The organism is Pseudomonas sp. LD120, from assembly GCF_009861525.1.
Taxonomy (GTDB): Bacteria; Pseudomonadota; Gammaproteobacteria; order Pseudomonadales; family Pseudomonadaceae; genus Aquipseudomonas.
The window spans coordinates 1,204,563-1,224,165 of record NZ_WVHL01000003.1 but is presented as its reverse complement, the minus strand read 5'-3'; the positions used below and the strand labels follow the sequence as shown (position 1 = coordinate 1,224,165).

The 19,603-nt window shown below is 56.5% G+C and carries 34 protein-coding genes; 18 read left to right on the top strand and 16 right to left on the bottom strand.

The features are described 5' to 3' along the window. Window positions 1-49 precede the first annotated feature (49 nt). Window positions 50-244: a hypothetical protein gene (locus PLD_RS11765; protein ID WP_159892765.1), complete on the top strand. Its 195-nt coding sequence runs from the start codon at window positions 50-52 to the stop codon at window positions 242-244. A gap of 60 nt (window positions 245-304) precedes the next feature. Here the strand turns inward: PLD_RS11765 and PLD_RS11760 are convergent, their stop codons facing one another. After that, window positions 305-649 (bottom strand): hypothetical protein, encoded by a 345-nt coding sequence (locus PLD_RS11760; RefSeq protein WP_159892763.1) that lies wholly within the window; start codon window positions 647-649, stop codon window positions 305-307. After that, a complete protein-coding gene (locus PLD_RS11755) occupies window positions 646-975 on the bottom strand; it encodes a hypothetical protein (protein ID WP_022639557.1) in 330 nt (109 codons plus the stop codon). The genes PLD_RS11760 and PLD_RS11755 overlap by 4 nt, the downstream gene beginning before the upstream one ends. A gap of 141 nt (window positions 976-1,116) precedes the next feature. Between PLD_RS11755 and PLD_RS11750 the strand changes: the two genes are divergently transcribed. Next, complete coding sequence (locus PLD_RS11750) at window positions 1,117-1,461, top strand: hypothetical protein (protein WP_159892761.1); 345 nt, start codon at window positions 1,117-1,119, stop codon at window positions 1,459-1,461. A gap of 361 nt (window positions 1,462-1,822) precedes the next feature. Here the strand turns inward: PLD_RS11750 and PLD_RS11745 are convergent, their stop codons facing one another. From PLD_RS11745 to PLD_RS11705, 9 genes are read right to left on the bottom strand one after another with little or no spacing between them, the layout of a single operon-like run. Then, window positions 1,823-2,509, bottom strand: coding sequence for a hypothetical protein (locus PLD_RS11745; protein ID WP_159892760.1), 687 nt, complete (start codon window positions 2,507-2,509; stop codon window positions 1,823-1,825). Continuing rightward, window positions 2,506-3,120, bottom strand: a complete 615-nt coding sequence (locus PLD_RS11740; protein WP_159892758.1) for a recombination protein NinG — start codon at window positions 3,118-3,120, stop codon at window positions 2,506-2,508. Before PLD_RS11740 ends, PLD_RS11745 begins: the two co-directional genes overlap by 4 nt. Then, on the bottom strand, window positions 3,117-3,632 hold the full coding sequence (locus tag PLD_RS11735) for a hypothetical protein (RefSeq protein WP_159892756.1): 516 nt from the start codon (window positions 3,630-3,632) through the stop codon (window positions 3,117-3,119). The genes PLD_RS11740 and PLD_RS11735 overlap by 4 nt, the downstream gene beginning before the upstream one ends. Then, window positions 3,629-3,796 (bottom strand): hypothetical protein, encoded by a 168-nt coding sequence (locus tag PLD_RS11730; RefSeq protein ID WP_159892754.1) that lies wholly within the window; start codon window positions 3,794-3,796, stop codon window positions 3,629-3,631. The genes PLD_RS11735 and PLD_RS11730 overlap by 4 nt, the downstream gene beginning before the upstream one ends. After that, the gene (locus PLD_RS11725) at window positions 3,793-4,197 is read right to left on the bottom strand and encodes a hypothetical protein (RefSeq protein ID WP_159892752.1); all 405 of its coding nucleotides are present in this window, start codon (window positions 4,195-4,197) and stop codon (window positions 3,793-3,795) included. The genes PLD_RS11730 and PLD_RS11725 overlap by 4 nt, the downstream gene beginning before the upstream one ends. Further along, complete coding sequence (locus tag PLD_RS11720; protein ID WP_159892750.1) at window positions 4,194-4,700, bottom strand: hypothetical protein; 507 nt, start codon at window positions 4,698-4,700, stop codon at window positions 4,194-4,196. The genes PLD_RS11725 and PLD_RS11720 overlap by 4 nt, the downstream gene beginning before the upstream one ends. Next, entirely contained in the window at window positions 4,697-5,479 is a 783-nt protein-coding gene (locus PLD_RS11715) for a hypothetical protein (RefSeq protein WP_159892748.1), read from the bottom strand. The genes PLD_RS11720 and PLD_RS11715 overlap by 4 nt, the downstream gene beginning before the upstream one ends. Next, window positions 5,469-6,392 (bottom strand): hypothetical protein, encoded by a 924-nt coding sequence (locus PLD_RS30680; RefSeq protein ID WP_159892746.1) that lies wholly within the window; start codon window positions 6,390-6,392, stop codon window positions 5,469-5,471. The genes PLD_RS11715 and PLD_RS30680 overlap by 11 nt, the downstream gene beginning before the upstream one ends. A gap of 37 nt (window positions 6,393-6,429) precedes the next feature. Further along, window positions 6,430-7,152 carry a Rha family transcriptional regulator gene (locus tag PLD_RS11705; protein ID WP_159892744.1) on the bottom strand — a complete coding sequence of 241 codons (723 nt, stop codon included), beginning with the start codon at window positions 7,150-7,152 and terminating at the stop codon, window positions 6,430-6,432. Window positions 7,153-7,392: 240 nt separating this feature from the next. On the opposite strand from PLD_RS11705, the gene PLD_RS11700 reads away from it, so the two are divergent. Further along, the gene (locus PLD_RS11700; protein WP_159892742.1) at window positions 7,393-7,887 is read left to right on the top strand and encodes a hypothetical protein; all 495 of its coding nucleotides are present in this window, start codon (window positions 7,393-7,395) and stop codon (window positions 7,885-7,887) included. 189 nt (window positions 7,888-8,076) lie between these two features. Here the strand turns inward: PLD_RS11700 and PLD_RS11695 are convergent, their stop codons facing one another. After that, a complete protein-coding gene (locus PLD_RS11695; protein WP_159892740.1) occupies window positions 8,077-8,499 on the bottom strand; it encodes a phage regulatory CII family protein in 423 nt (140 codons plus the stop codon). Window positions 8,500-8,582: 83 nt separating this feature from the next. Further along, window positions 8,583-8,795 (bottom strand): Cro/CI family transcriptional regulator, encoded by a 213-nt coding sequence (locus tag PLD_RS11690; RefSeq protein ID WP_159892738.1) that lies wholly within the window; start codon window positions 8,793-8,795, stop codon window positions 8,583-8,585. 88 nt (window positions 8,796-8,883) lie between these two features. On the opposite strand from PLD_RS11690, the gene PLD_RS30675 reads away from it, so the two are divergent. The 3 genes from PLD_RS30675 to PLD_RS11675 are packed head-to-tail and all read left to right on the top strand — an operon-like array spanning window position 8,884 to window position 11,010. Continuing rightward, window positions 8,884-9,327: a helix-turn-helix domain-containing protein gene (locus PLD_RS30675; protein ID WP_256674596.1), complete on the top strand. Its 444-nt coding sequence runs from the start codon at window positions 8,884-8,886 to the stop codon at window positions 9,325-9,327. Next, entirely contained in the window at window positions 9,278-10,135 is an 858-nt protein-coding gene (locus PLD_RS11680; RefSeq protein ID WP_159892736.1) for a HipA family kinase, read from the top strand. Before PLD_RS30675 ends, PLD_RS11680 begins: the two co-directional genes overlap by 50 nt. A gap of 47 nt (window positions 10,136-10,182) precedes the next feature. Then, window positions 10,183-11,010 (top strand): hypothetical protein, encoded by an 828-nt coding sequence (locus PLD_RS11675; protein ID WP_159892734.1) that lies wholly within the window; start codon window positions 10,183-10,185, stop codon window positions 11,008-11,010. A gap of 556 nt (window positions 11,011-11,566) precedes the next feature. Here the strand turns inward: PLD_RS11675 and PLD_RS11670 are convergent. Beyond that, entirely contained in the window at window positions 11,567-12,178 is a 612-nt protein-coding gene (locus PLD_RS11670; RefSeq protein WP_159892732.1) for a hypothetical protein, read from the bottom strand. Window positions 12,179-12,366: 188 nt separating this feature from the next. Here PLD_RS11670 and PLD_RS11665 point away from each other — a divergent pair, with 188 nt between their 5' ends. The 11 genes from PLD_RS11665 (at window position 12,367) to PLD_RS11620 (ending at window position 17,160) form a co-directional block, all read left to right on the top strand. Next, window positions 12,367-12,744, top strand: coding sequence for a helix-turn-helix domain-containing protein (locus PLD_RS11665; protein WP_159892730.1), 378 nt, complete (start codon window positions 12,367-12,369; stop codon window positions 12,742-12,744). Further along, window positions 12,741-13,097, top strand: coding sequence for a hypothetical protein (locus tag PLD_RS11660; RefSeq protein WP_159892728.1), 357 nt, complete (start codon window positions 12,741-12,743; stop codon window positions 13,095-13,097). The genes PLD_RS11665 and PLD_RS11660 overlap by 4 nt, the downstream gene beginning before the upstream one ends. A gap of 130 nt (window positions 13,098-13,227) precedes the next feature. Further along, the gene (locus PLD_RS11655; RefSeq protein ID WP_159892726.1) at window positions 13,228-13,470 is read left to right on the top strand and encodes a hypothetical protein; all 243 of its coding nucleotides are present in this window, start codon (window positions 13,228-13,230) and stop codon (window positions 13,468-13,470) included. A gap of 164 nt (window positions 13,471-13,634) precedes the next feature. After that, on the top strand, window positions 13,635-14,066 hold the full coding sequence (locus PLD_RS11650) for a hypothetical protein (protein ID WP_159892724.1): 432 nt from the start codon (window positions 13,635-13,637) through the stop codon (window positions 14,064-14,066). Then, window positions 14,063-14,254, top strand: a complete 192-nt coding sequence (locus PLD_RS11645; RefSeq protein WP_041118603.1) for a hypothetical protein — start codon at window positions 14,063-14,065, stop codon at window positions 14,252-14,254. Before PLD_RS11650 ends, PLD_RS11645 begins: the two co-directional genes overlap by 4 nt. Further along, on the top strand, window positions 14,251-14,451 hold the full coding sequence (locus tag PLD_RS11640) for a hypothetical protein (RefSeq protein WP_041118604.1): 201 nt from the start codon (window positions 14,251-14,253) through the stop codon (window positions 14,449-14,451). The genes PLD_RS11645 and PLD_RS11640 overlap by 4 nt, the downstream gene beginning before the upstream one ends. Next, window positions 14,448-14,621, top strand: a complete 174-nt coding sequence (locus PLD_RS30440; protein WP_178116148.1) for a hypothetical protein — start codon at window positions 14,448-14,450, stop codon at window positions 14,619-14,621. Before PLD_RS11640 ends, PLD_RS30440 begins: the two co-directional genes overlap by 4 nt. A 139-nt stretch (window positions 14,622-14,760) precedes the next feature. Continuing rightward, a complete protein-coding gene (locus PLD_RS11635) occupies window positions 14,761-15,510 on the top strand; it encodes a hypothetical protein (protein ID WP_159892722.1) in 750 nt (249 codons plus the stop codon). Continuing rightward, the gene (locus PLD_RS11630; protein ID WP_159892720.1) at window positions 15,507-16,070 is read left to right on the top strand and encodes a siphovirus Gp157 family protein; all 564 of its coding nucleotides are present in this window, start codon (window positions 15,507-15,509) and stop codon (window positions 16,068-16,070) included. Before PLD_RS11635 ends, PLD_RS11630 begins: the two co-directional genes overlap by 4 nt. A 7-nt stretch (window positions 16,071-16,077) precedes the next feature. Next, on the top strand, window positions 16,078-16,596 hold the full coding sequence (locus PLD_RS11625) for a hypothetical protein (RefSeq protein WP_159892718.1): 519 nt from the start codon (window positions 16,078-16,080) through the stop codon (window positions 16,594-16,596). Window positions 16,597-16,677: 81 nt separating this feature from the next. Then, window positions 16,678-17,160, top strand: a complete 483-nt coding sequence (locus tag PLD_RS11620; protein WP_159892716.1) for a hypothetical protein — start codon at window positions 16,678-16,680, stop codon at window positions 17,158-17,160. A gap of 53 nt (window positions 17,161-17,213) precedes the next feature. On the opposite strand, the gene PLD_RS11615 is transcribed toward PLD_RS11620, so the two are convergent. Further along, the gene (locus PLD_RS11615) at window positions 17,214-17,810 is read right to left on the bottom strand and encodes a hypothetical protein (RefSeq protein ID WP_159892714.1); all 597 of its coding nucleotides are present in this window, start codon (window positions 17,808-17,810) and stop codon (window positions 17,214-17,216) included. Between the two features lie 84 nt (window positions 17,811-17,894). On the opposite strand from PLD_RS11615, the gene PLD_RS11610 reads away from it, so the two are divergent. Further along, the gene (locus PLD_RS11610; RefSeq protein WP_159892712.1) at window positions 17,895-18,749 is read left to right on the top strand and encodes a DNA adenine methylase; all 855 of its coding nucleotides are present in this window, start codon (window positions 17,895-17,897) and stop codon (window positions 18,747-18,749) included. A gap of 31 nt (window positions 18,750-18,780) precedes the next feature. Here the strand turns inward: PLD_RS11610 and PLD_RS11605 are convergent, their stop codons facing one another. After that, window positions 18,781-19,542 (bottom strand): hypothetical protein, encoded by a 762-nt coding sequence (locus tag PLD_RS11605; protein WP_159892710.1) that lies wholly within the window; start codon window positions 19,540-19,542, stop codon window positions 18,781-18,783. Window positions 19,543-19,603: the final 61 nt, after the last annotated feature.

The following is a 19,603-nucleotide window of genomic DNA, read 5'->3' as shown; positions in this document are numbered from 1 at the left end:
GGCTTGACGTCGGTATTTCTTGGCCTCAACTCAACGAAAGGAAATCCGTATGGGCCGTTACGTTGTTAGACCGCCGCAAGAGATCAAGCTCGTAGAGGGCTTCGTAGTCAAAGACGAAGACTACCGACCGGCGTACGAAGCGATTCATTTCCACATCATCGATACAGCCACAGGCAAGCACACAGGCGATCATTTCGAGCACGAGCCCGACGCAATTGCTCGAGCCGCAGAACTCAACGCTTAGCACTCAGAGCCAGTAAACGCGCCGCGACACAATTTCAGTTTTACGAAAAGTGTCGCGGGCTTACTTCGCTTGACGATCGATGCATCTAGGTTCCTCGTCACAGCGCAGGCAGTGCTCGCAGTTCAGCGCCCGACACAGCAACACTTTCACCCGCTGCCAGTACGTGACCATGAAGACGTGCCGAACTCCGGCCAGGGCCAGGGAGGCGTACAGTGTCGCCTCTGCCACCGACTGGGACATGATCAACCGGTCGTTGCGCACCAGGAGCGCGTAGCCGCTCAGCGCAATAGTCGCGTAGATCAACTTCCCCAATACGCCGTCGCGGACCTTCCCGCTCAAGCAGCACCAGGTCGCCCACAACGCGATCAGGCCAGCCGACCACGTTGCAACGTGCTCCAGGATCATGTGCCACCTCCCCCGAACTTCGAACGAATGAACGCCCAAAGGTCAGCAGCTTTGATTGCCCGGGTAATGGCAGCGATCAATGAGCCGCCGAAGGTGCCGAGCAGAAAACCGATACCGGCAACGCTGCGGGGCTCGACCACTCCCAGATAAGCGCTAACCAGTCCAGTCAGGTAATGGGCACACACCGCACCCGAGAAGATGAAGACGGCCCAGGCCTTCCGATCTACCAGGTCGTCGCGGTGCCACCAGCTCGCGGCGAACGCACCAACCAACCCCGCGGTAAACCACGTATCAAGCCTGTCGAGCAGGCGGTACAGAAACTCCATGCGCTCGACTCCGTGGGCATGATTGAAAGAACGCTCAATGTGGGCAGCTAAAGGCTCGAGAAACCAACGATGACCTAAGCCATGACTAAATAATCCAAGGTGATATCATTCCAGCCCACTCAATAAGACAAAGGAATGCACGTGAGAAACCGCCTAAAACTCACTTTTTTCGCTGGAGCTCTTTTCCTACTTTCAGGCTGCGAGAGCCATGAAGACCACCTCAAATCGCTCATGCGCTGCGGCATAGCCGCGTCAGATATCGGCAAAGGCGAATGGGCAGTAAGAACTGGTAGCTCAGCAAAGAATTACATTGAAAAAAATGGCCTCGATGACACCTACAAAGCAAAGTATCTCAGCTATTCGAAGGATATTCGGGAGGAGTTCAGTGCGATGGAAGCTGAGCTAGGCCACTACAAGGCTCAAGATGAAAAAATGCGAATTGCCAACTCTAGTTCCTGTCAGAGCGACGCCTTCTCAAGTCGTTGATTTGCTCGAAAGCTTGTAAGGCATGTCAGCGCCGCGCTAAATCTGCTGAACAGTGCCTCCGATCTGTCTGCCAAGGACCTTCCCGACGTCGACGCCCCATTGCATCGATCTCGCCAGACCCAGTCTCGCGCCACCCCGACAGCAATGGTGAGGTAAGGGTGCGCGGGCTGCCGGTGTTAATTCCGTACGTCGCACTATCCGGCTATCGACGTCCAGGCTATCCCGAGAGCCAACCTGGCTACAGGTGAAATTGGAGTAATAAAAAACCCGGCGCTTGGCCGGGTTCAGAGTTTCGTGTGCGTTTCGCGTTACTTGTGCACTATGGGAAAAGTACGCGCAAAACCCCGTCATGTCAATATAATTATGCCGCCTCTTGATCTTTTTCCGCGTGAATCACCTGCCATACCGGTTGTTGAGCCTGGATATCCACTTCCTTGATCACCTCTTTCAGGGATTCCCACAACTCCAGCCAGTCACGCGTCCAGTTCTTCGGATCGATGGTGACACCGAAGAACTCCTTCATCTCAGAGGCGACCCGGGCGGGTCTCCACTCTGCCGCGCCGTGAGCCTCACCCTTGTATGATTGCAGGGCCAGGGTTACCAAGTATTGAGCCTTCACACGCTTGGCCGAGGTCAGGTCTGGCAACTGAGCCTTTGCGGTGACCAACAGCACCGCATTCAGCAGGTGCCTCATGTTCATCGCCGGGTGGTACAGATAGTGCCCGAATTGCTGCACCTGGAACGGCAGCGTGTCGATGGCGCGCAAAACTTTGCCGATCGTGGCCAGGTGCGCAGCGCGGGCTGTGGATCGACCAATCGGCATGCGGCGCGTCTCGCTGATGCTGATCCGCTGCCCCGGAACCGAGAAGCGCGCAGCCTCCTCCCCTTTGTCACTGCCCAGCGCCGGGAACTGTGCCTCGCGCTTGCCGATACGGCCGCCAGTCTTCACCGGTGCCGACTCGGCCCGCTCAATTGCCACAGCGCTGATCGACGCGTTCGATTCGTGCTGAGCCTCTGTCCATACCTGCCTTGCGTTGATCAGCTTCATGCTGCGATCCCCTTCTTCAGTTCTTTGATCTTTTCGCGGTAGTAGGCCTTGATGGCTTTGATCTCTTCGATGGTGTGCTTGCATGCGGGATGCGGACCTTCCAGCCAATCCAGCTTCTCGGCGCCGATTCTCTCCAGGAGCGAAAGCCGGTAGTTCACCAAGTTGCCGGATAGGTGCGTGTTACATGGGGCGCACTGCTTCCAGACGTTCAAGGGCTCGAAGCGGATTTCTGGGTTCGCGCCCACGGTGCGGTAGTGGCCGGCGTGGTACTGGCCGTCGTGATGCCGTCCGCAGCTCACACAGGGCAGATCGGCGTCGCGCAGTCGCACCCATTCGTTGAACACGGCCTGGGCTTCCCGCAGGTGATCCGCCCTACTCTTCAGTCTCTCCTTGCGGACCTTGATCTCCCGGCGCTCAACATCAGCCAGGGCTTTCCGGGCGCTTGCCTGCCCCTTCTCTGACTGGCCATGAGCGATGGCGCACTCGATTTCCCCACATACAGCCTGGGAGGCGCGTACGGGCGTGAACATAACCCGGCAAGATGGGCAGCGCTTGCGGCGTGACCCGCCGGATGTAAGCGGGGTTTTGCGCTGTAGTGGGGTGCGCTTCACGCGGCCTCCTTGAATGCTTCGAACTCAGCCATTTCGGTCAGGCGCTCTTCCGTGAGCGTCGGCCAGTCGTGCAGCACCAGGTACGCGCAGCACTGGCGCCAGAAGTCTTGGAACACCTCCTCTCCCATCGAGTCGTAGGAAAGGCTGCGCGGCGTCTTGCGGGTGAGCTGACCCAGGCCCGGGATGTCGAACAACTCCTCGTCGCAGTACACGCCAGACTCCAACTGCAGGGCCTTGATTGCATCGTGGGACTGCTTGCCGGAGAACCGGTCGATGTTCTGGCTCAGCACCCGGCCCAGGCCGTGGACCAGGCCATTGAACCGTGGGTTGCGCGGCTGCTTTAGGTCGGCGCGGATCTTTGTGTTGATCCGGAAATCACGCTCGCGAAGGATCGACCGGTCAGCGTCGGAGGACGGCACAAACGCTGCAACCTCCTTGCCCGTAGCAGGATCGACCAGACGGCGCAGCACCAGGTACACAGGCATTGGGCGAGGCTTGGCCGTCTTGGTCATAACCGCCCCTCCCTGCCGCTACCGCGGAAGCAAAGATCCAGCCCAAAACCAAATACGCCAAGCCCAAGAACCATACCCAAAGGCACAGAAAAGAACGCTGTTACCAGGCCAACGGCCAGCGCTGGCACGGCGGCAAAGAACAACCCTGCGAGAAAGTAGCTCATGGCTGCTCTCCCTTTCTCATGGCGGCGCGCCGGCCTTCGTGGAACGCCATAACCTCCTGCATTCCGCTATCCACGGCGACAATCGCCCGATCGAAGTAGGCTTGGCTGTCGGTCTCACCCTCTGGAGGCAGCTCGCCCGGACCAGTCAGAGAGTTGTAGATCCACTCCATTGCGGCGGCCGGGCCCTTTCCGTGCTCTTCCTCGATGAGCGCCGAACGCATGGAGACGACGTACCGGCCAAACAACAGGTCCAGCTCCTTAATGCGCATGCGGGCCAGCTCGTTCTCGGCAATCAGGGCTTTGGAACCTAGGGCAAGAACCCGGTGGTTTTCGTCAGAACAGAACCGACGATCATTCAGAACGCGATCAATCAGCAAATTCAGTTCGCTATAGTCGGTCATTGCGAGATCCCCTTAAGCAGATCCTGCAACTGTTTCAGCTTGCTCACCGCCTCGGCATTGGCCTCGCGCTCAGCCTCAACGGACAACGCCACCTCTTCGATTCGAGTCGACAAAGCCTTCATGCGCTTACCGAACTCATCAGCCAGAACGACAACCTCACCGGAAAGGCCGGCCAAGACATCCAGGGCGCCAGACTCAGGCTTTTTGATGGAAACTACGGCTTGAGTTGCTTGCTTTGGCATGGCTTGTTCTTTCCTTGGCTTTGGGGTGGTGGCGGTACGCTGGAAGTGCCCATTAACCGGCTCGCGGATTAGGCCCTGCTCTTTCAGTTCGCTAAGGCAGGCGCGAACCGTCGGGAACTGGGCGCTGCTGGCTCTCGAGGCTTGCAGGGCGCGGTGGATTTCAAGCGCCGCCCAGTGCGACTGGATCGGGACAACCTGAAACACCTTGCGCGCCAAGGCAGTCTGGCCGGCGAGCATTTGTTGTTGCCTGGCTTCATTCATTGAGTCGACCTCGCTACTTCCAACTGTTCGGACTGCTGAATCAGCAGCGCCCGGCGACCCACCAACTCGTTGGCCGCCTGAATTCGTAGCTTTGCTTTTTTCTCGGCAGAAGCTCTGCGCATTGCCAGCATCGACTCCTTCACCGCGGCGAGCTTTTCGCGCAGCTTTGGCGAAGGCCGTGCGACCTCACCGGTGAGCAGCGCAGCGACGGCCCGGCCGTCTTCGGTAACCGGCGCGATGCTCAAGTCGGCCAGGTAAAGCTGTCCGCGTTCATGCGGAATGCGCTGCATCTGCACAGCCTTGGTGATCGCTTGAGTGCGGCGGTTCGCGTCGAAGCCAACAGACACGTGCCAGTTGACTGGCTTCGCATCCTCGCGGGCCTGACTCACGAACCGCTGGTAGGCGTCGATGAACGCCATACGTGCGCCGATTTTGTCGCCGCCATCCAAGATGGGTTTTGCAGCGGCCAGAGCCAGCTGGATCTCGTCGGTCAGCACCACAGTCTCGAACTCGTCGTTAGTGATCATGGCGATGGCCCATGCTTCATCCTTTCCTGGGCGACCATCAGCCGACTGGGCATGCTTCAGGATCGATGCAACGGTGAGCCTGCCACCTTCGATACGGCAGCTACGAAGCGCCGCGGTAAGCACGGGCTCGGTGTATTCGCGCAGGTCCTCGACCATCAGCAGCGCTGCAGCCTGGGTGAGCTGCTGCCCCATCACCTCGGCAGTGGCAAACAGGGACAGGAGCAATCGTTCTTGCTGTGCGTCATTCAGCATGGGCTGCAGCCTTCTTGGCTCGGAGCGCTTCAAGGGCCTGCTCGGCAGCGCTGAAGTTGGTTTGGGTCTGCTCGATCTGCCGGGCTGTAGCCCCGCTCATCTGGCGATTGGTGACCCACTGGGTGTGATAGCTCTCGGCATTGGCCAGCAGCTCGTTGAGGCTGTGGCACTTGCGCACGACTCCGGCATCGCTGTTCTTCAGGAAGTGAGCCGCGACGTGGTGGGCGACATCGGCGCCGAGGCGGTCGACCAGCTGGCCGAGCTGGCCGCCGACCTTGGCATTCCACACCGGCCAAGTGCTGTAGCGCTTGCGGTAAGCCATGGCGTAGTTCGCCCAGGCCTTGAAGGTTTTGCAGGCCTGGTCTTTCGGGCCCGGCATGTCGGCGGGAATTTCGACTCGGGGCACTTCGATGCGGTCAAGTACCACCAACCCACCGGATGCGGCCGGCTCGCCAGAGCTGGGCAGCAAAGTATCTGCCGTAATCTCTGGGGTAATCTCTGCTGTAGTCTCTGTAATAGCCTGCGGCTTTCTAGCACGCTTGCTTGCAGGCTTGCTGCATCCTTGTTTGCAGGATTCCTGCAAACTGGATTGCGGGTTTTCCGCAGACAAGTTTGCGCGAATGGCTTCGATGTTGACCCGGTAAAACAGACGGCACGGGACGCCCTTTTTCATCTCCTGCAGCGCCCCGACCTTGACCAACTTCTTGCGCGCACTCTCCTGCTCCGAACGCGTCATGCCAGTCTCGGCCTCCCACTCCTCCATGGTCTTGTAGAACCAGCCGTCCTGGTCATCGGTACGATTTGACCAATAGATGGCTTGGGACAGCATCAGGGCCCCTGTGATGCCCACACCCAGAGTCACGAAAGCACGCTGGAATGCGATAGGACGATCGAGCAGTTCTTGGAAGGTCATAGCATCACCTTCGACCCGAATTGATGGCTACCAGGCTTCAAGCAGCACCTCGAAGAGCCTTGTCGTGAGTAAACAGGCCGTCCCAGGTCTTTTTCATAGGCAGCTCGCCAGCCAGATACAGGTCGTACAGGCGCACTGCGCCCTTCTTGAGCAAGACCGGCGTGAAGGAAATGAAGGCCTCTTTCCCGTGGGGAGTGACTTCGTGCTGGTGCTCGGTCATGTACTTGTCGCGAGCGTAGGAAGCCACGCGAAGGCGCAGGCCGGACTTGCTCTCGTTGTAGAGCCAGTTCCGGCTCTCCAGGTACTTGCCCACCTGCATCACGTTGACCCCGTTGAGGCCCTTGCAGAATTGGGTGTGGGTCATGCCTTCCTTGAACAGGTTTTCCAAGGAGTGGATCTTGGTGGCCTGGGCTTCGACCTGGATGGTCAACTGAAGCCGGGCCTGCTCGGCTTCAAAGGCCAGCTGGATCAGATCCATGCGGGATAGTTCGCGGGGCCGGGAGATCTGCCCCTCCAGTTCCTGCCAGCGATCAACGAGTGCCGCAGTGAACTCAGGACTGAGCTGAGCGACGACTACGAAGCTGTCGCGCTTGCTAACGTGATAGACGCACTCGGTCCGAGGGCGACCAAGAGAATCACGGAATTGTTCATCCCCCATTGGGGGTTGGACGATTACACCGCGATCTACCAGGCGCTCGATGGATTGCTTGACCTTGTCGTGGCGGGAGGTGACCAAATCGGCAATTTCGCGAGACGACATAGTCCGCGCCACGTTTTGCGAATCCTGAAAACGTGGCGCGATATTGGTAGGGGTATTGCTCGAATTGGGTTGGCTCTGCATAATCGACCTCATAGATGATTTTGCTGTATGCAGTTAAAAGAGCCGGGATTGCGCCCCGGTTTTTTTGTGCCTGCGATTTGGTGGCGCGGGTGAATGGGGTGTCCGGCGCATCCGTGATAGCTTTCTGCTTCCACATAAAAGATCTCGGAGGCCGGTTACATGAAGTTGAATAGGGAGCTGCAGCGCGCACTTCTGGAAGAACTGCGAGTTTTCTATCCTCGCCGCAGCCAATCGGCGTACCAGCTGGACGGGTACACTCAGGTCGAGTGCATAAACAACCTTGTGTATCTGGAGGAGCACGGCCTGATTGAAAGCGGCGTGAAACTCGGCTCGAGTAACGGATCTGTAACCCTTACTCAGGCTCGGATCACTGCAAGAGGAATGGACTTCCTTGAAGAAGACGGGGGCCTTGGTGCGGCTCTTGGAGTGGTCACGATCAAGATTCATGAGGACACCCTTCGCGAGCTTCTAGAAAGGAAAATCCTTGAGAGCGATACGCCGCCAGAAGAGAAGAGCCGCCTTGTTCAACGTCTGAAAGGACTCTCTGCTGAGGCCATAAAACACCTGACATTGAAGTTATTGGATGAGGGGGTTGGGCGTCTGCCGGCAACAGTTGCGCTAATTGGTACGTACCTTCAGCAAGTCCTTCAGTGACATTGGTAGTAGCTAACTCGAACTTGGCATAGCCCATTTTCGAGCGTTGACCACCATTCTCTCCCCACAGCTCCAGCCAGAACTCAGGTAGAGTCAGTCCGGTAATTGAGGGGATGATCTCTGTGCTCACAGGACTGCACCGGCCTGCAATGGAAACCTGCACGACCTGGCGCTGGGTGATTTTCATCATTACGCCGCCTTCACCGACGCATCCATCACGTCGAGGCTACGGCGGACATGGTTGATCTCTTGGCGGATCTGGGACTTCTCGAAAGCACTGACATGGTTGTCATCCAGGGCTTCATGTACCGCGATGGTCAGTTCAGCCACTTCCTTGCCAACGCTGATCAGTGATTTGGTCAGGGCCTGCGGCTTCGGCGCGGTACGAGCCACTAGGTCAAAGCCAAACTCACTGGCCAGTGCCGCCAGGGGGCGCATATCACCGGTGTGAAGCAAGATCCCGAACAGATGCTCAACCGTCAGGTGGTGCGCATCGTTGTCTGGGTTGGCCCGCTGTAGCAGGCTCACATGTGGAACCCCCATCTTGGCGGCCAGCGCCTTCGCCTCGTTATCCAGCACAGCGCTCTGGCAGGACCGCAGAAAATCTTCCATTCGTAAAACCTCAGTTCTGTTTCCGTGGCGCCCTGCTGGTACAGGGGCGATCATTTGTCCCATGGATAGGCGGACAACGATTTTTACGCGGCGGACTGGGCGCTCTTCGGGCACATGCACAGCTCACGAGCCGTCACTTTTCCACCAGTCAACTCTTCTGCCTTGAAGGCCTTTTCAGCCCGCATTGGATGAATTCCGGCCACCCAGTACGAAACTGCGGCTTGAGAAACATTGAGTGCTAGAGCGGTTTTGGTTTGGCCGCCGAAAAAGTCGACGAGCCTTTCGATAGGGGTCATACGAGAGCCCTCCTGATAAGCCTGCTTATATCCTATGAAGAAGGAGGCTTATTTGCAAGCGCATAAGCGAACTTATAGATTTGCCACTATGACTACGCTCGCCGAACGCATAAAAGATGCCCGCCGACACGCAAAATTGACCCAACGCGCTCTGGCGCTAAAAGTTGGTGTTGAGCAGCCTGTAATTTCTCAACTCGAAACGGGAAAAAATCTGCAGAGCGCCCATTTATCGAAAATTGCCCACGTATGCGGCGTTAATTCGATATGGCTTTCCGACGAAATAGGGCCGATGACAGGCCGCGAAGAGGACACGGGCGAGCCAGACAGTAGTCCGGATGGTCAAGAGAGCAATTTTGACTCTATAGCGTTTAAAGCTCTCCAGAACCTTAGAGGCATCGTTACTCCGCGAAGCCTGGCGGCTATTCAGCGAATTGAAAAAGCCGCTATCGCCGGACGGCTAAAAGAGACGGACCTCGTATTACTTGAAGGGATTGCTGCCCGCTTTGAAGAACTCAACGAAGACAAGCCTTGAGCCCATTGGCCATGCCGACGTTACGACCATCCTTGGCCGTATTGGCGAGGGCAGTGACGGCGAGACATACAAAGCCGAATTACTGAGCGACTCCGGTGAGACTGTCACTGGTTACGTTAAGCTGAGCCTTGACCCTCGAAGAATTATTGCTGAATTGACCACCGCTCAAGTGGGGCGGGCGTTGGGCATGAAAATTCCTAGACCCTTTGTGGTTTTGCTTGATACCGCAGACTTAGAAGAATTCGAATCTTCATTTTCTGGTCGTGGAGTAATGGTTTGCTTTGCAAGTCAGCAAGCCGGAAACCGCAGTTATAGCCTTGAACGTGCGATGCGTAATCCAACGCATGCCTTCGCTAAAGCCGTACATAGCCAATTCGACCTTGATGGAACCATCGCGCTGGACGAATTCGTGGCTAATGATGATCGCCATCAAGGCAACATTATCTATGCTCCTGGAAAGCAAGAGTTCTGGCTGATCGACCACGGAAGATCGTTGACCGGGACATACTGGGACATGTGGGGCCTAGACGATCCTGCCATTGAGGTGAGAAACCTTTTGGTCGACCATAGCGTCGCCGAATGGGATGAAGCGGTACGAAACAGGATTCTCAAAAAGGCCCATGGGCTAGTTAACAAATGTGCGTCACTCTGCCTGGATGAGCTTGACCAGGACGGCTATTTCGCCAAAATTGACCCAGCCACGGATAGGCAGGACATCATCAATTTCCTGCGTGAACGAATTCATCACACGGTGCCACTGCTATGCAATCGTCTCCAGTTGGGCCATCTGTCTTTGACGCAGCCGTAACCTTCCTAAAAGGTCGATCATCGCGGAATTTGGTCAGTGCTCGCTGGATGGCGATCCAACTAGAGCCCATCACTTTTTCCGGTGAGCGGATCACTTCGGGCGTTGCGATAGTCCCTGACGATGGTTCCGCACCAAGGGTCATTGGTACGCTATCCGCAGAGCCGCTTGAAAAGGTTTTTGGGCGATACGGAAAGGATTTATTTAATCTTGCGGGCAGCGTAAATGCTGAGCTGCAAGCCTATCTATCCACAGGCGGACAACTGAAAAACTGGAGCCCGGAAATGGACGGGGTCTACACGGGAAGGATAACGCCGACAAAAAACACGTCGCTAGCCGCCATCATGCAGTCAGCGCTTACGCACTCCTCAATATTCAGCGCCAAAGCAAATGACTCTTCTCCAGGAGTTGAGCCGGGCGACCGTTCGTTAACCCGCTTCCAAGAAAAAATCAAACAGATTGTAGTTGCCTCTCGGGAAGGTATGAAGATCCGCTTCAACCCTAAAGTGGCTCTCTACGGGGGCAGAGCTAAGGTGCCTATTTCCTATGTGGGGACGCACCTAGCTATCAACTTGACCTCTTTAGATGTGACCGTGACGTCATGCTCCCAGCAGCGTGACGCAGCCCACCGCCGTATTAATCAGCTTCTAGCGCTCCGCGAGATCGACATTGGTCACAACAAGGACCACTTGATGCTCGGCCTGTGGATACCTGATCGCGAGCTGAGTCCTCACCAAGAGGATATTTTCGGAGCCTACTCAACAGAACTTGAGTTCGCCTCTAACCGCGCAGGTATTGAATACGTTTTGGCAGATGGCGGAGTAGACCAGACAGAGGCGGCCATGCCGTTTGCTAAACGCATTTTAGAAGACGCATAACCCGCCCTATTCCTCCGGATGAAAGACCCGCCCAAAGCGGGTTTTTTTTCGCCCACCAAAATTAATATAAGCATTCTTATTGACTGGAATGATAAGCATGCTTATATTTTATCCATCGCAGCGACACACAGCCACTGCGAAGGGCCTCAAAGGGCCGCCGCTCTTTAACAGTCAGCGCAACACAGAAACACCAACAGACCGCATTGCCTATACCGGCGACCGGCGATCAGACGGGTCAGATAGCCCGCCAACGACAGGAACAACCTGTACGGCTGATCGAGAGCGAAACGCTCGAACCGTGCGAACGACCCGGCATGCAATGCGCCCCGCCTTCCCCGGCGGTAATTGGGAGGAAATGAGCTGCGCCCACCGATTACCGGCGGCGCGGTAAGTGACCTGACAGATGAGTGCGAACTGGACAAGGGCCAGGTGGTATCGGATGCGCACCAACGAGATACGAGCCGGAGGCCGACGCCAGTAGCGGGCAACCGGTAGCTCTAGAAGTTTTCACGTCAGCGCCTATATCGGGCGCTTTCGGAAACCAACTGGATAACCTCTATCGACGCTTCCCCAGGCCTGGTGCCCCTCCGCTAACGATGTGAACCCATCCAACGGGCGTAGATCGCTCTGGAGCGGTAGGTAGATGAGTTTCGTTGATGTCTTTCGTGCATGCCGGGCAAAGACTTGGAGGTCTTTCCCAATCGACATGGATTGAGAAATGAGCATTGCAGCGCCAGCAGATTTTCTTGATCCACTTGGATGCCGGAATAAGCACTTGGGGAGAAGGTTTTGTACGCCGTGGAGTGTTGATGGGCTTGGGCTTCTTCCCCGCTTTTTTGGCTTCTTTCAACGCAGCTTTTGCTGCTCTACGGCTCAGTTTTGTACTGCGCTGTTTGGCAATTTCGCGAAGCTCAAGGATCTTGTTAAGTCGCGCAAACTCTGACCGCAGCTCCCTAGTTAGGTCATCGAGTTCGTGATCAGCCTTGTACGAATTGTCCTGAGCAATCTGACTATCGATCTCCTCACGCTTTCTTACGGCAAGGTCTGCAAAGAACTTCACTGACTCTGCACTAAACCCATGACCAGGCACGTGTTGAGCAGGTCTCTCCTTGGCGGGGCCCTTCACCAACTTATATCTCTGGAGCGCCTGGAGCTTGTTGTCGTCCATGAGGAACACCATTCCTTGGCTTTGCCACGAGAGTAGCAATTGGCCTGCACCGTGCACCAACTAATTCCGATGGAGGGTGAAGGATTGACCGAACTGGCGAATGACCCGGTAGGAGGCGCGAGCAACACGGAATTTTTCACTGATGCACCTGGTGACGGGTGCATTGGAAAAACAACCAGGAGTTTGAAATGGGTAAGCAAGACGAACAGGAGGCGCACAACGAGTCGCAAATGGCTCGGCTTGTGAGAATACTTGCTTCAGGGGTCGAATTTGAAGAACTCGATGTGATGCTTGAAGCACTGGACGATTACAGATCAGCCCCGAGAGTAAAACGTCAACGCAACAGACCACCAGCCGCGTCGTGGTCGCTCCCTGAAGGAAAAATTTCCTACTCCATAACAGAGGCAGCTCAGTTGATCGGGGTGAAAGCCAGCACTGTCATCGGATATCTGAAAGTGCGCGGTTTACCAAGCTTCCGGTTAGGCAAACGCCGGTTGATTCTCGCAGATGAACTTGAGAATTGGCTACGCGCTCAAGCCGAAGAAGGAAGGGTGAATACCAAATGAAGTCGCTATCCAACGAACAGATTCTTGCTTCTGAAATATCCTCCTACGAGGAGATGCTGAGAAAAAACATTCAGCTTAAAAACCGTGTCGACGAGACAGTAATGGCGCTGGAGGCCTCTTACTCCAATATCATTGGTGCGAAGTCGATCTTCGAGGAAATTAAGAAGGAAAACATCGAAGAGCTTCGACTTTACAGGCAAACAATCGCCCGAGAGGTCAGCGAAATCACTCAGTCAGTCAAGCAGCTCAAATCCAATCTTGACTCAAAAAGCCTTTCCGATCTGAGGGAGTACGTTTCCCTCTGTGAGCGCTTGAAAGCACTTCAAGACACCGGTTTCAAATTCCCGGTCTGACCAAATCGCACCACGACAGCCTGTCGTTAACTGCCCGATCCATTCTATGAGGGCTCGCCTGAGCAGAGGCCTCTTCCCCAGCATCGATTGCGACGGTTAGGCTCAGGCTTTATCCAGCAGAGAGCGAGAAATGAAAGTCAAAGAAATGATTGCTCAACTCCAAAAACTTGATCCAGAGCTGAGCCTTGTTGTTCTGTGTGAAGACCCTGAGGTCCTTGAAAAGGGACAAGTGTTTCGAATCCTGGAGCCTTATTCGGCGGATATGTTTTTCGCCAACATGAGCCGAGATTCAAACCACAAGGCCCGCCTCGAGATCACCGCCGCTGGCGAAGGCCAAAAACTGGCCAGCATCAACGTTACGACCGACTTCTAAGCTCCGGCAGCACCCTCGCATCAACGACTTGCCGCCGTAAGCGGCTCCCGCCATTCACCCGACACCACCCGCATGCACTCCCCTCCGCGCCCATCGGCAACTAGCGGAGCGGATGAGTGCATCCGAGTTTTGTTGGACCAGCACCCGCCACTCTGGAGGCAATCATGTCAGCACTACGCAAGGCACAGCTCGAATACGACAACCGCATGCCACCACCGGTAAGCGAGGACGACCTGGCCGAATCGGAATGGCTTGAGGCAAACGCCGAGCGCCTGCTGATGGGTTACCGGATCTCCTGGGGCTGCCAACCTTCAGAGCACGGCGAGGTCACCCAGGCCGACTTTGCAAGGGCGGTTCAGGACCATTTGAACCAACGCCAGATCGACGGTGAGGACCAACAAGACGCTTTCGGCCAGCTGGTGATCAATGCCATGGGCTTTCGTAGCTCGGGGCTCCTGATGGATCTGGCGGTGTACCTGCTGGGTAAGAAATCAGCCTTGAAGGACATCGCGCTCGAACTGTTGAAGCCTCACGCCGAGGCAGCCGTAGCCTTTGATCAAGAGCAGGCGCGCCTGGAAAAGGAGTGCGGGTTTTGAGCCCTCACATCCTCATCGACCAAGCCCTCGAAGGCGTTGCCGATCCCAACAGCCAGTCCGACATCGATGTCCTGGTGCAAGGCCTGATCACCCGCCTCTTCACCGACGGTGCAATCACCACTGACGAATTCACCCACTACTGCAAGCGCCTGATGGAAGCCTGTCACCGGCGCAAGGAGGCAGAATGACCACTTCCCCAGTCAAGTCGCTCATCGAGGAGCAACTGGAAGACATCACCGCCCACAACCTGCGCGATGCGTACAGCCTGGCTGAGCGCCGGGGCTTCTTCGGGCCGCCAGTTGAACAGTACGCGGAGCCAGGTTATCGCGGCCGGGTGCTGCAGGTTCTTCGCTATCGCGTGGCCCAGCTGGAGCAACGGCAATGAGCGGCGCAGGCGCACACAAGCGCGGCCAGCAACTGGCGATCCGCTGCGCGAAACTCCGTCGCGAGGGCCTGTCCCTTTCCGAGGTGGCCCAGGCCACTGGTATCAAGAAGGAGCAGGCCAATGCCAAGATCACCCTGGGCGAGCGCCTGCTCTCGCTGATCGAGTCGTGATCGCGTTTCTCTACTGGCGTAGCTCCTTCCCTGCCCTCGCCCTCTGCACCGCTGCAATGCTAATCAGCGCTCTCGCCGATCACCTCACCCAATAACCCACATCTTTCAAAGCTGCGCACCTGCGCGGCGGGAGATAGTCATGTCTGTACCTAACCTCGCCCTGTGGGAAGAGGTCGAAAAGACCGACCCCAAGTTCACCAAGGAATACACCGGCCCCGGTGGTTTCACAGGTACCGCGGTGAATGCCCAGTACCTGGCCAAGCGCGCCACGGAAAAGTTCGGCCCATGCGGTACCGGCTGGGGTTATGACGTGATCGAGGAGCGCTTCGACATTGGCGGCCCACTGCTGAACAAGGAAGGCGTGGTGCTGGCCCATGCCCAGGTACACACCCTCAAGGTCGCCCTGTGGTACCTGGGCGACGACGGTGAGCGCAAGACGATCACGCACTACGGGCACACACCTTTCATCACTCAAAACAAATTCGGAACAATCAGCACCGACTTTGACGCGCCGAAGAAGTCCCTCACCGATGCGATCGGCAAATGCCTGAGTCAGCTTGGCTTCTCTGCCGACGTTCGTCTGGGTCTCTACGACGACATTCACTACGTCAACGAGCGCCTGGGTGAAGCCGAGATCGAGCGCGCCGAGAACAAGATCGAAGCGAAGGAGCGTCTGGCCGCCGAGTACCGCGAATGGCTGGCTGAGACGCTCCATCTGATTGGTACCGCGCAGTCACTCAACGAGCTGCAGCAGCTCTACAAATCGGCGATGCGCAAGCTGGACCTCCGTCAGAGCGATCCAGAACGCGAAGCCCACAAACTCAAATTCACCCGCGCCAAGGACGCCCGCAAAGCGGACCTTGAAGACTCTATGGAAGGTGCAGCATGACCGAACTCTACGCACTGACTGGCCAAATGGCCGAACTCGCTGCCCTGGCAGATACCGACGACGAAGGGCTGCGCCAGGCCATCCAAGACACCATGGACGGCATCAAGGGCGAGTTCGAAGTGAAGGCCGACAGCATCGTCATGCTGCGCCGGAACATCGAGGGCGACATCGACGCCATCGACAAGGAAGTCGACCGCCTCAACGAGCTCAAGCGCATCAAGAAGAACACCGTAGGCCAGATCAGCGACTACCTGCGCCGAAATATGGAAGCCGCGGACATCAAGTCGATCAAACGACCTCTGTTCACCATCACCCTCGCCTTGTCGCCAGAGAAGGTGATCGTCGATGACGAGAAGGCCGTGCCTGACGAGTTCGTGTCGCTAAAGAGCGTGATCACCCCGGACAAGAAAACCATCGCCGTCCGCCTCAAGGAAATCCGCGATCACAACGAGGCGGTGCGTAAGCGTATGGCCGCCGGCGAAGACGCGGAAGCCGAACTTCTGGAGGAACCAAGCTGGGCCCACCTGGAGCGCGGCGAGAGCTCAATTCGCATCAAGTGAGGTGACCATGACCAACAACTACATCCTGGTCCGCTCCGAGCGCCAGGAAGAACTGGAGGCAGCTAAGGCTGCCTTCTTCATGTCTGGGAACAGCATCGAAGTGCTTGAGTCGTTCAAATTCAAGCCTCGCCGGCCACGCAAGGACCTGGGTGGCCAGCATGACAAACGCGCCACACGCCCGCAGCCAAAGCGCACCTACGAAGACCACTTCGCCGAGCGCAAGGCCTACGTCGACACGATCCGAGAGCTCGCGAAGACCATGACCATCGACCAGGCCATGACCGCCACCGGAAAGTCAGAGTCAGCCATGCGCCGGGCTGCCCATGAGGGCGGCTTCACGTTCAAGAGCAAGGTCGTTGATAGGGAGCGGGATTTGAAGCTCATTGAGCGCCTAGCTGCCCTGCGGGACGCTGGAGTGTCACGCATCGCAGCCTGCAGGAAGGTCGGGATCTCTGACACCCTGCTGAACCGCCTGGTACTCGACTACGACTTCAACTTCCCGAAGCGCTGGGAGAAGCGAGCTTGAGGCGCTTCAGCAACCGCCCGCAACAGCGCAAACGTCAAACCTGGTCGACGATACCGGCCAGCGGCATCGAAGAGGTGGGCCATGGCTGCAACTCAGGAAGAACGAACAGCCAAGCTTGCCGAGAGGCGGCAGGAGCTGGGCGAGCAGGAGCTACGACACACAGTTCCCTACGGAACGCGGCGGATGCTCGACGAGCTGATGCTTTGGCATGAGATCGAGGAGGTCAGCGAGGCGGTGCAGCTGCTGATGATCAACGTCAGGCCCGAGGATCTGCCGCCGGCGCCGCCGAAGGTAAAAGGCCCGTCAGACATCATTAGGCACTACTTCCGCCAGGGAATGCGCGACAGGTTAGCGACCATCACCGCCGCCCTGGGCGAATCCAAGGAGCGAAACACGATCTGGCGGCTGATCGCATATGCACACTCGCTTGGTCCCGACCGCTCCGCACTGCTCTTCAAGATTCCGCGCCACAAAATCGAAGTTCAACAAAACGTGGCGCGCAAACTACGGCAGGCAGGCTTTGCCGAATCGCTCCAGATGAACGCCGAAGACGGTGACGTCTGATCCGGCGCAATGTCAGTCACCCCCACTCCAAGCTTCGCCCCCCTCTGATGGCGTTAAGCGAAAGATCTCAATTTGTGCTTTGGCATTTCAGTGCCTGCGCAAGCTTTGAACAGCAGCTTGGAGGCTTCCTCAGCAGCGTCTAGCTTTTCACTTGCATAGAATGGAAGACTTTTTAGGAACTCAGCTCGATCTTCGTCTTCGGAAATGGTAATAACGGAATCCCGGATGTGCCTAACCTCAGCAAAATGCTCGTAAGCTACTTTAGCAACTTCGAACAAAGATGAGTCGATCGCGGCAATTTCCACAACGGCCTTATCAAAAATGGATGTATGTACAACAGGAAGAACTGTAGATCCACCGCCACCGTCTTCTCTTCGTATATACACTCTGTACTCGCCAACCGAGTTTTTTGAGAACGTCAAAGCCTCGAAGGAATCGTCTTCAATATCACGCATTAACGATTTCAATTGTTTGATGGTCCACGCGTTTTTTTGTAGCTCCTCCGCTATTAGTATCTTGTACGCTCTGATCTTGCGTAACTTCTCTGAGCGTTTCTTAAAGAACTCCACAACTTCCTTCAAAAAAAACAAGCCGACGGCACTGATAACAGTGAGCGGAAGAAAACTTTCTACACTTTGCAAGATCCCCACTTCTCACTCCGAATGACAACTGTGTAGCTGATTCTAACATGCCACCACCGGTCACGGAGGGCGGCGCCTGACTGGAAATAACTCATGACCATCACCGCACCGGTCATCCGCTACCACGGTGCCAAGTTCCGGCTTGCGCCGCGGGTGCTGCAACACTTTCCGCCGCACACCTGCTACGTAGAGTCATTCGGCAGTGCCGCCGGCGTCCTGATGCAGAAGCCTCGATCGTATGCCGAGGTCTACAACGACCTGGACGGCGACATCGTGAATCTGTTCCGCGTCCTGCAGGATCCGGTCACGCGATCGGGACTTACCGAGCGCTTGGTCTTTACGCCCTACTCTCGCGAGGAGTTCGAACTTTCGTGGGAGCCGAGTGCCGAGCCAGTCGAACGAGCCAGGCGCACCATCATCCGCGCCCAGATGGGGTTCGGGTCGGCCGGCGCAACGAAGGGCGTTACGGGGTTCCGCATCGACACGAAGCGCCAATACGGCACAGCCCAATCACTTTGGGCAACCTACCCTGAGCAGTTGGCAGAAGTTGGCCTGCGCCTGAGCGGTGTGCTGATTGAGAACCGGCCGGCGATCGAGGTGATCAGGGCGCACGATGGGACGCAGACATTGCACTACGTCGACCCGCCCTACGTGCATGACACCAGGTACAAAGGCGCATCGAGTGGCCGTTACTACAAGCACGAAATGGACGATGCGGCGCACCGCGAACTGCTTGGCGTTTTGCTCGAGCTGGAAGGAATGGTCGTGCTTTCGGGATACCCCAGCGACCTGTATGAAGAAATGCTGCCGGGCTGGTCGTGCTACAGCACTTCGGCGCGTATCAGCGCCAGCCGCGGCACTGCAAGTCGAACAGAGTGCATCTGGCTGAGCCCGGCATGTGTCGATCGGGTGAGTCAGATCGGCTTGGATCTTGGCGAGCGAGCTTAACGCTACCAAGCCTCGAGCGCGTCGACCGCCGTCAAATAGGCATGACCTTGTACTCATGCTGATGCCATGACGTGTCCATGATCGCTTCCATAAATTCATTGAACGCGAACTCGAACTCAAGCGACATTCCTCGATCAGACGACGCGCCTTCGATGTATGAAAACTTCGTGAGCGCGCTCAACACCATGCCCATAACAGGTAGTGCTCGCTTCAAGTTCTCCGGTGAAATACCGGATGGAACGCGGCCGCCAAGGTATATCTGAAGCTTGTCAGCTTCTAGAAACGTGTAATGCATGTGCCCTGAAAGGGAGGCGAAATCTCCGAGCCAAGTCGATACCTCCCGCCTGCTCGGCTGAGTTGCTTTGCACGCGAGATCGGCGAGGCTTTTAAAAGCCTTCTGCCATGAAACAAGTTCGGGATCGCCGACCTCGCTGAATCCAAGCGATGGATTTCGGTTGTCTGGGAAGATCGTGTCGTACAGTTCGTATCTGCGATAGAACTCAATATTGAGCGAAGACTCGACCCCGTCCAGCCACTCGTTAAATGACTCAAAGTGCATCCTGTAGGTTTGGCGTCGTATTGAGATGGAAGCGTCAAACGACTGCTTCTGAGCAGCGCTTGCTGCGCTCCATGCTGCGAAAGCGGCGAAGGCCGTTGCGACAGCAGAAATGATCGCGAACAGGTCAACGATTTTGAAGCCTTCAGCTTTCTCTCCGAAGAAGCCATAAGCGAACAAGGCGCCGGTCAGAAAAAGACCAACGCACCCGCCCCATATCACCTTGTCCTTAATCACGACCGCATCCTCCGAGTTGAGTCGCGATTATGCCGAACTGCTGAGCCTACCGGGAAACAAC

Bases quoted from the DNA above. Each gene is read 5' to 3' on its own strand.
- PLD_RS11765 (WP_159892765.1), top strand. From the start codon at position 50: ATGGGCCGTTACGTTGTTAGACCGCCGCAAGAGATCAAGCTCGTAGAG.
- PLD_RS11760 (WP_159892763.1), bottom strand. From the start codon at position 649: ATGATCCTGGAGCACGTTGCAACGTGGTCGGCTGGCCTGATCGCGTTG.
- PLD_RS11755 (WP_022639557.1), bottom strand. From the start codon at position 975: ATGGAGTTTCTGTACCGCCTGCTCGACAGGCTTGATACGTGGTTTACC.
- PLD_RS11745 (WP_159892760.1), bottom strand. From the start codon at position 2,509: ATGAAGCTGATCAACGCAAGGCAGGTATGGACAGAGGCTCAGCACGAA.
- PLD_RS11735 (WP_159892756.1), bottom strand. From the start codon at position 3,632: ATGACCAAGACGGCCAAGCCTCGCCCAATGCCTGTGTACCTGGTGCTG.
- PLD_RS11730 (WP_159892754.1), bottom strand. From the start codon at position 3,796: ATGAGCTACTTTCTCGCAGGGTTGTTCTTTGCCGCCGTGCCAGCGCTG.
- PLD_RS11725 (WP_159892752.1), bottom strand. From the start codon at position 4,197: ATGACCGACTATAGCGAACTGAATTTGCTGATTGATCGCGTTCTGAAT.
- PLD_RS11720 (WP_159892750.1), bottom strand. From the start codon at position 4,700: ATGAATGAAGCCAGGCAACAACAAATGCTCGCCGGCCAGACTGCCTTG.
- PLD_RS11715 (WP_159892748.1), bottom strand. From the start codon at position 5,479: ATGCTGAATGACGCACAGCAAGAACGATTGCTCCTGTCCCTGTTTGCC.
- PLD_RS30680 (WP_159892746.1), bottom strand. From the start codon at position 6,392: ATGACCTTCCAAGAACTGCTCGATCGTCCTATCGCATTCCAGCGTGCT.
- PLD_RS11705 (WP_159892744.1), bottom strand. From the start codon at position 7,152: ATGTCGTCTCGCGAAATTGCCGATTTGGTCACCTCCCGCCACGACAAG.
- PLD_RS11700 (WP_159892742.1), top strand. From the start codon at position 7,393: ATGAAGTTGAATAGGGAGCTGCAGCGCGCACTTCTGGAAGAACTGCGA.
- PLD_RS11695 (WP_159892740.1), bottom strand. From the start codon at position 8,499: ATGGAAGATTTTCTGCGGTCCTGCCAGAGCGCTGTGCTGGATAACGAG.
- PLD_RS11690 (WP_159892738.1), bottom strand. From the start codon at position 8,795: ATGACCCCTATCGAAAGGCTCGTCGACTTTTTCGGCGGCCAAACCAAA.
- PLD_RS30675 (WP_256674596.1), top strand. From the start codon at position 8,884: ATGACTACGCTCGCCGAACGCATAAAAGATGCCCGCCGACACGCAAAA.
- PLD_RS11675 (WP_159892734.1), top strand. From the start codon at position 10,183: ATGGCGATCCAACTAGAGCCCATCACTTTTTCCGGTGAGCGGATCACT.
- PLD_RS11670 (WP_159892732.1), bottom strand. From the start codon at position 12,178: ATGGACGACAACAAGCTCCAGGCGCTCCAGAGATATAAGTTGGTGAAG.
- PLD_RS11665 (WP_159892730.1), top strand. From the start codon at position 12,367: ATGGGTAAGCAAGACGAACAGGAGGCGCACAACGAGTCGCAAATGGCT.
- PLD_RS11660 (WP_159892728.1), top strand. From the start codon at position 12,741: ATGAAGTCGCTATCCAACGAACAGATTCTTGCTTCTGAAATATCCTCC.
- PLD_RS11655 (WP_159892726.1), top strand. From the start codon at position 13,228: ATGAAAGTCAAAGAAATGATTGCTCAACTCCAAAAACTTGATCCAGAG.
- PLD_RS11650 (WP_159892724.1), top strand. From the start codon at position 13,635: ATGTCAGCACTACGCAAGGCACAGCTCGAATACGACAACCGCATGCCA.
- PLD_RS11640 (WP_041118604.1), top strand. From the start codon at position 14,251: ATGACCACTTCCCCAGTCAAGTCGCTCATCGAGGAGCAACTGGAAGAC.
- PLD_RS30440 (WP_178116148.1), top strand. From the start codon at position 14,448: ATGAGCGGCGCAGGCGCACACAAGCGCGGCCAGCAACTGGCGATCCGC.
- PLD_RS11635 (WP_159892722.1), top strand. From the start codon at position 14,761: ATGTCTGTACCTAACCTCGCCCTGTGGGAAGAGGTCGAAAAGACCGAC.
- PLD_RS11630 (WP_159892720.1), top strand. From the start codon at position 15,507: ATGACCGAACTCTACGCACTGACTGGCCAAATGGCCGAACTCGCTGCC.
- PLD_RS11625 (WP_159892718.1), top strand. From the start codon at position 16,078: ATGACCAACAACTACATCCTGGTCCGCTCCGAGCGCCAGGAAGAACTG.
- PLD_RS11620 (WP_159892716.1), top strand. From the start codon at position 16,678: ATGGCTGCAACTCAGGAAGAACGAACAGCCAAGCTTGCCGAGAGGCGG.
- PLD_RS11610 (WP_159892712.1), top strand. From the start codon at position 17,895: ATGACCATCACCGCACCGGTCATCCGCTACCACGGTGCCAAGTTCCGG.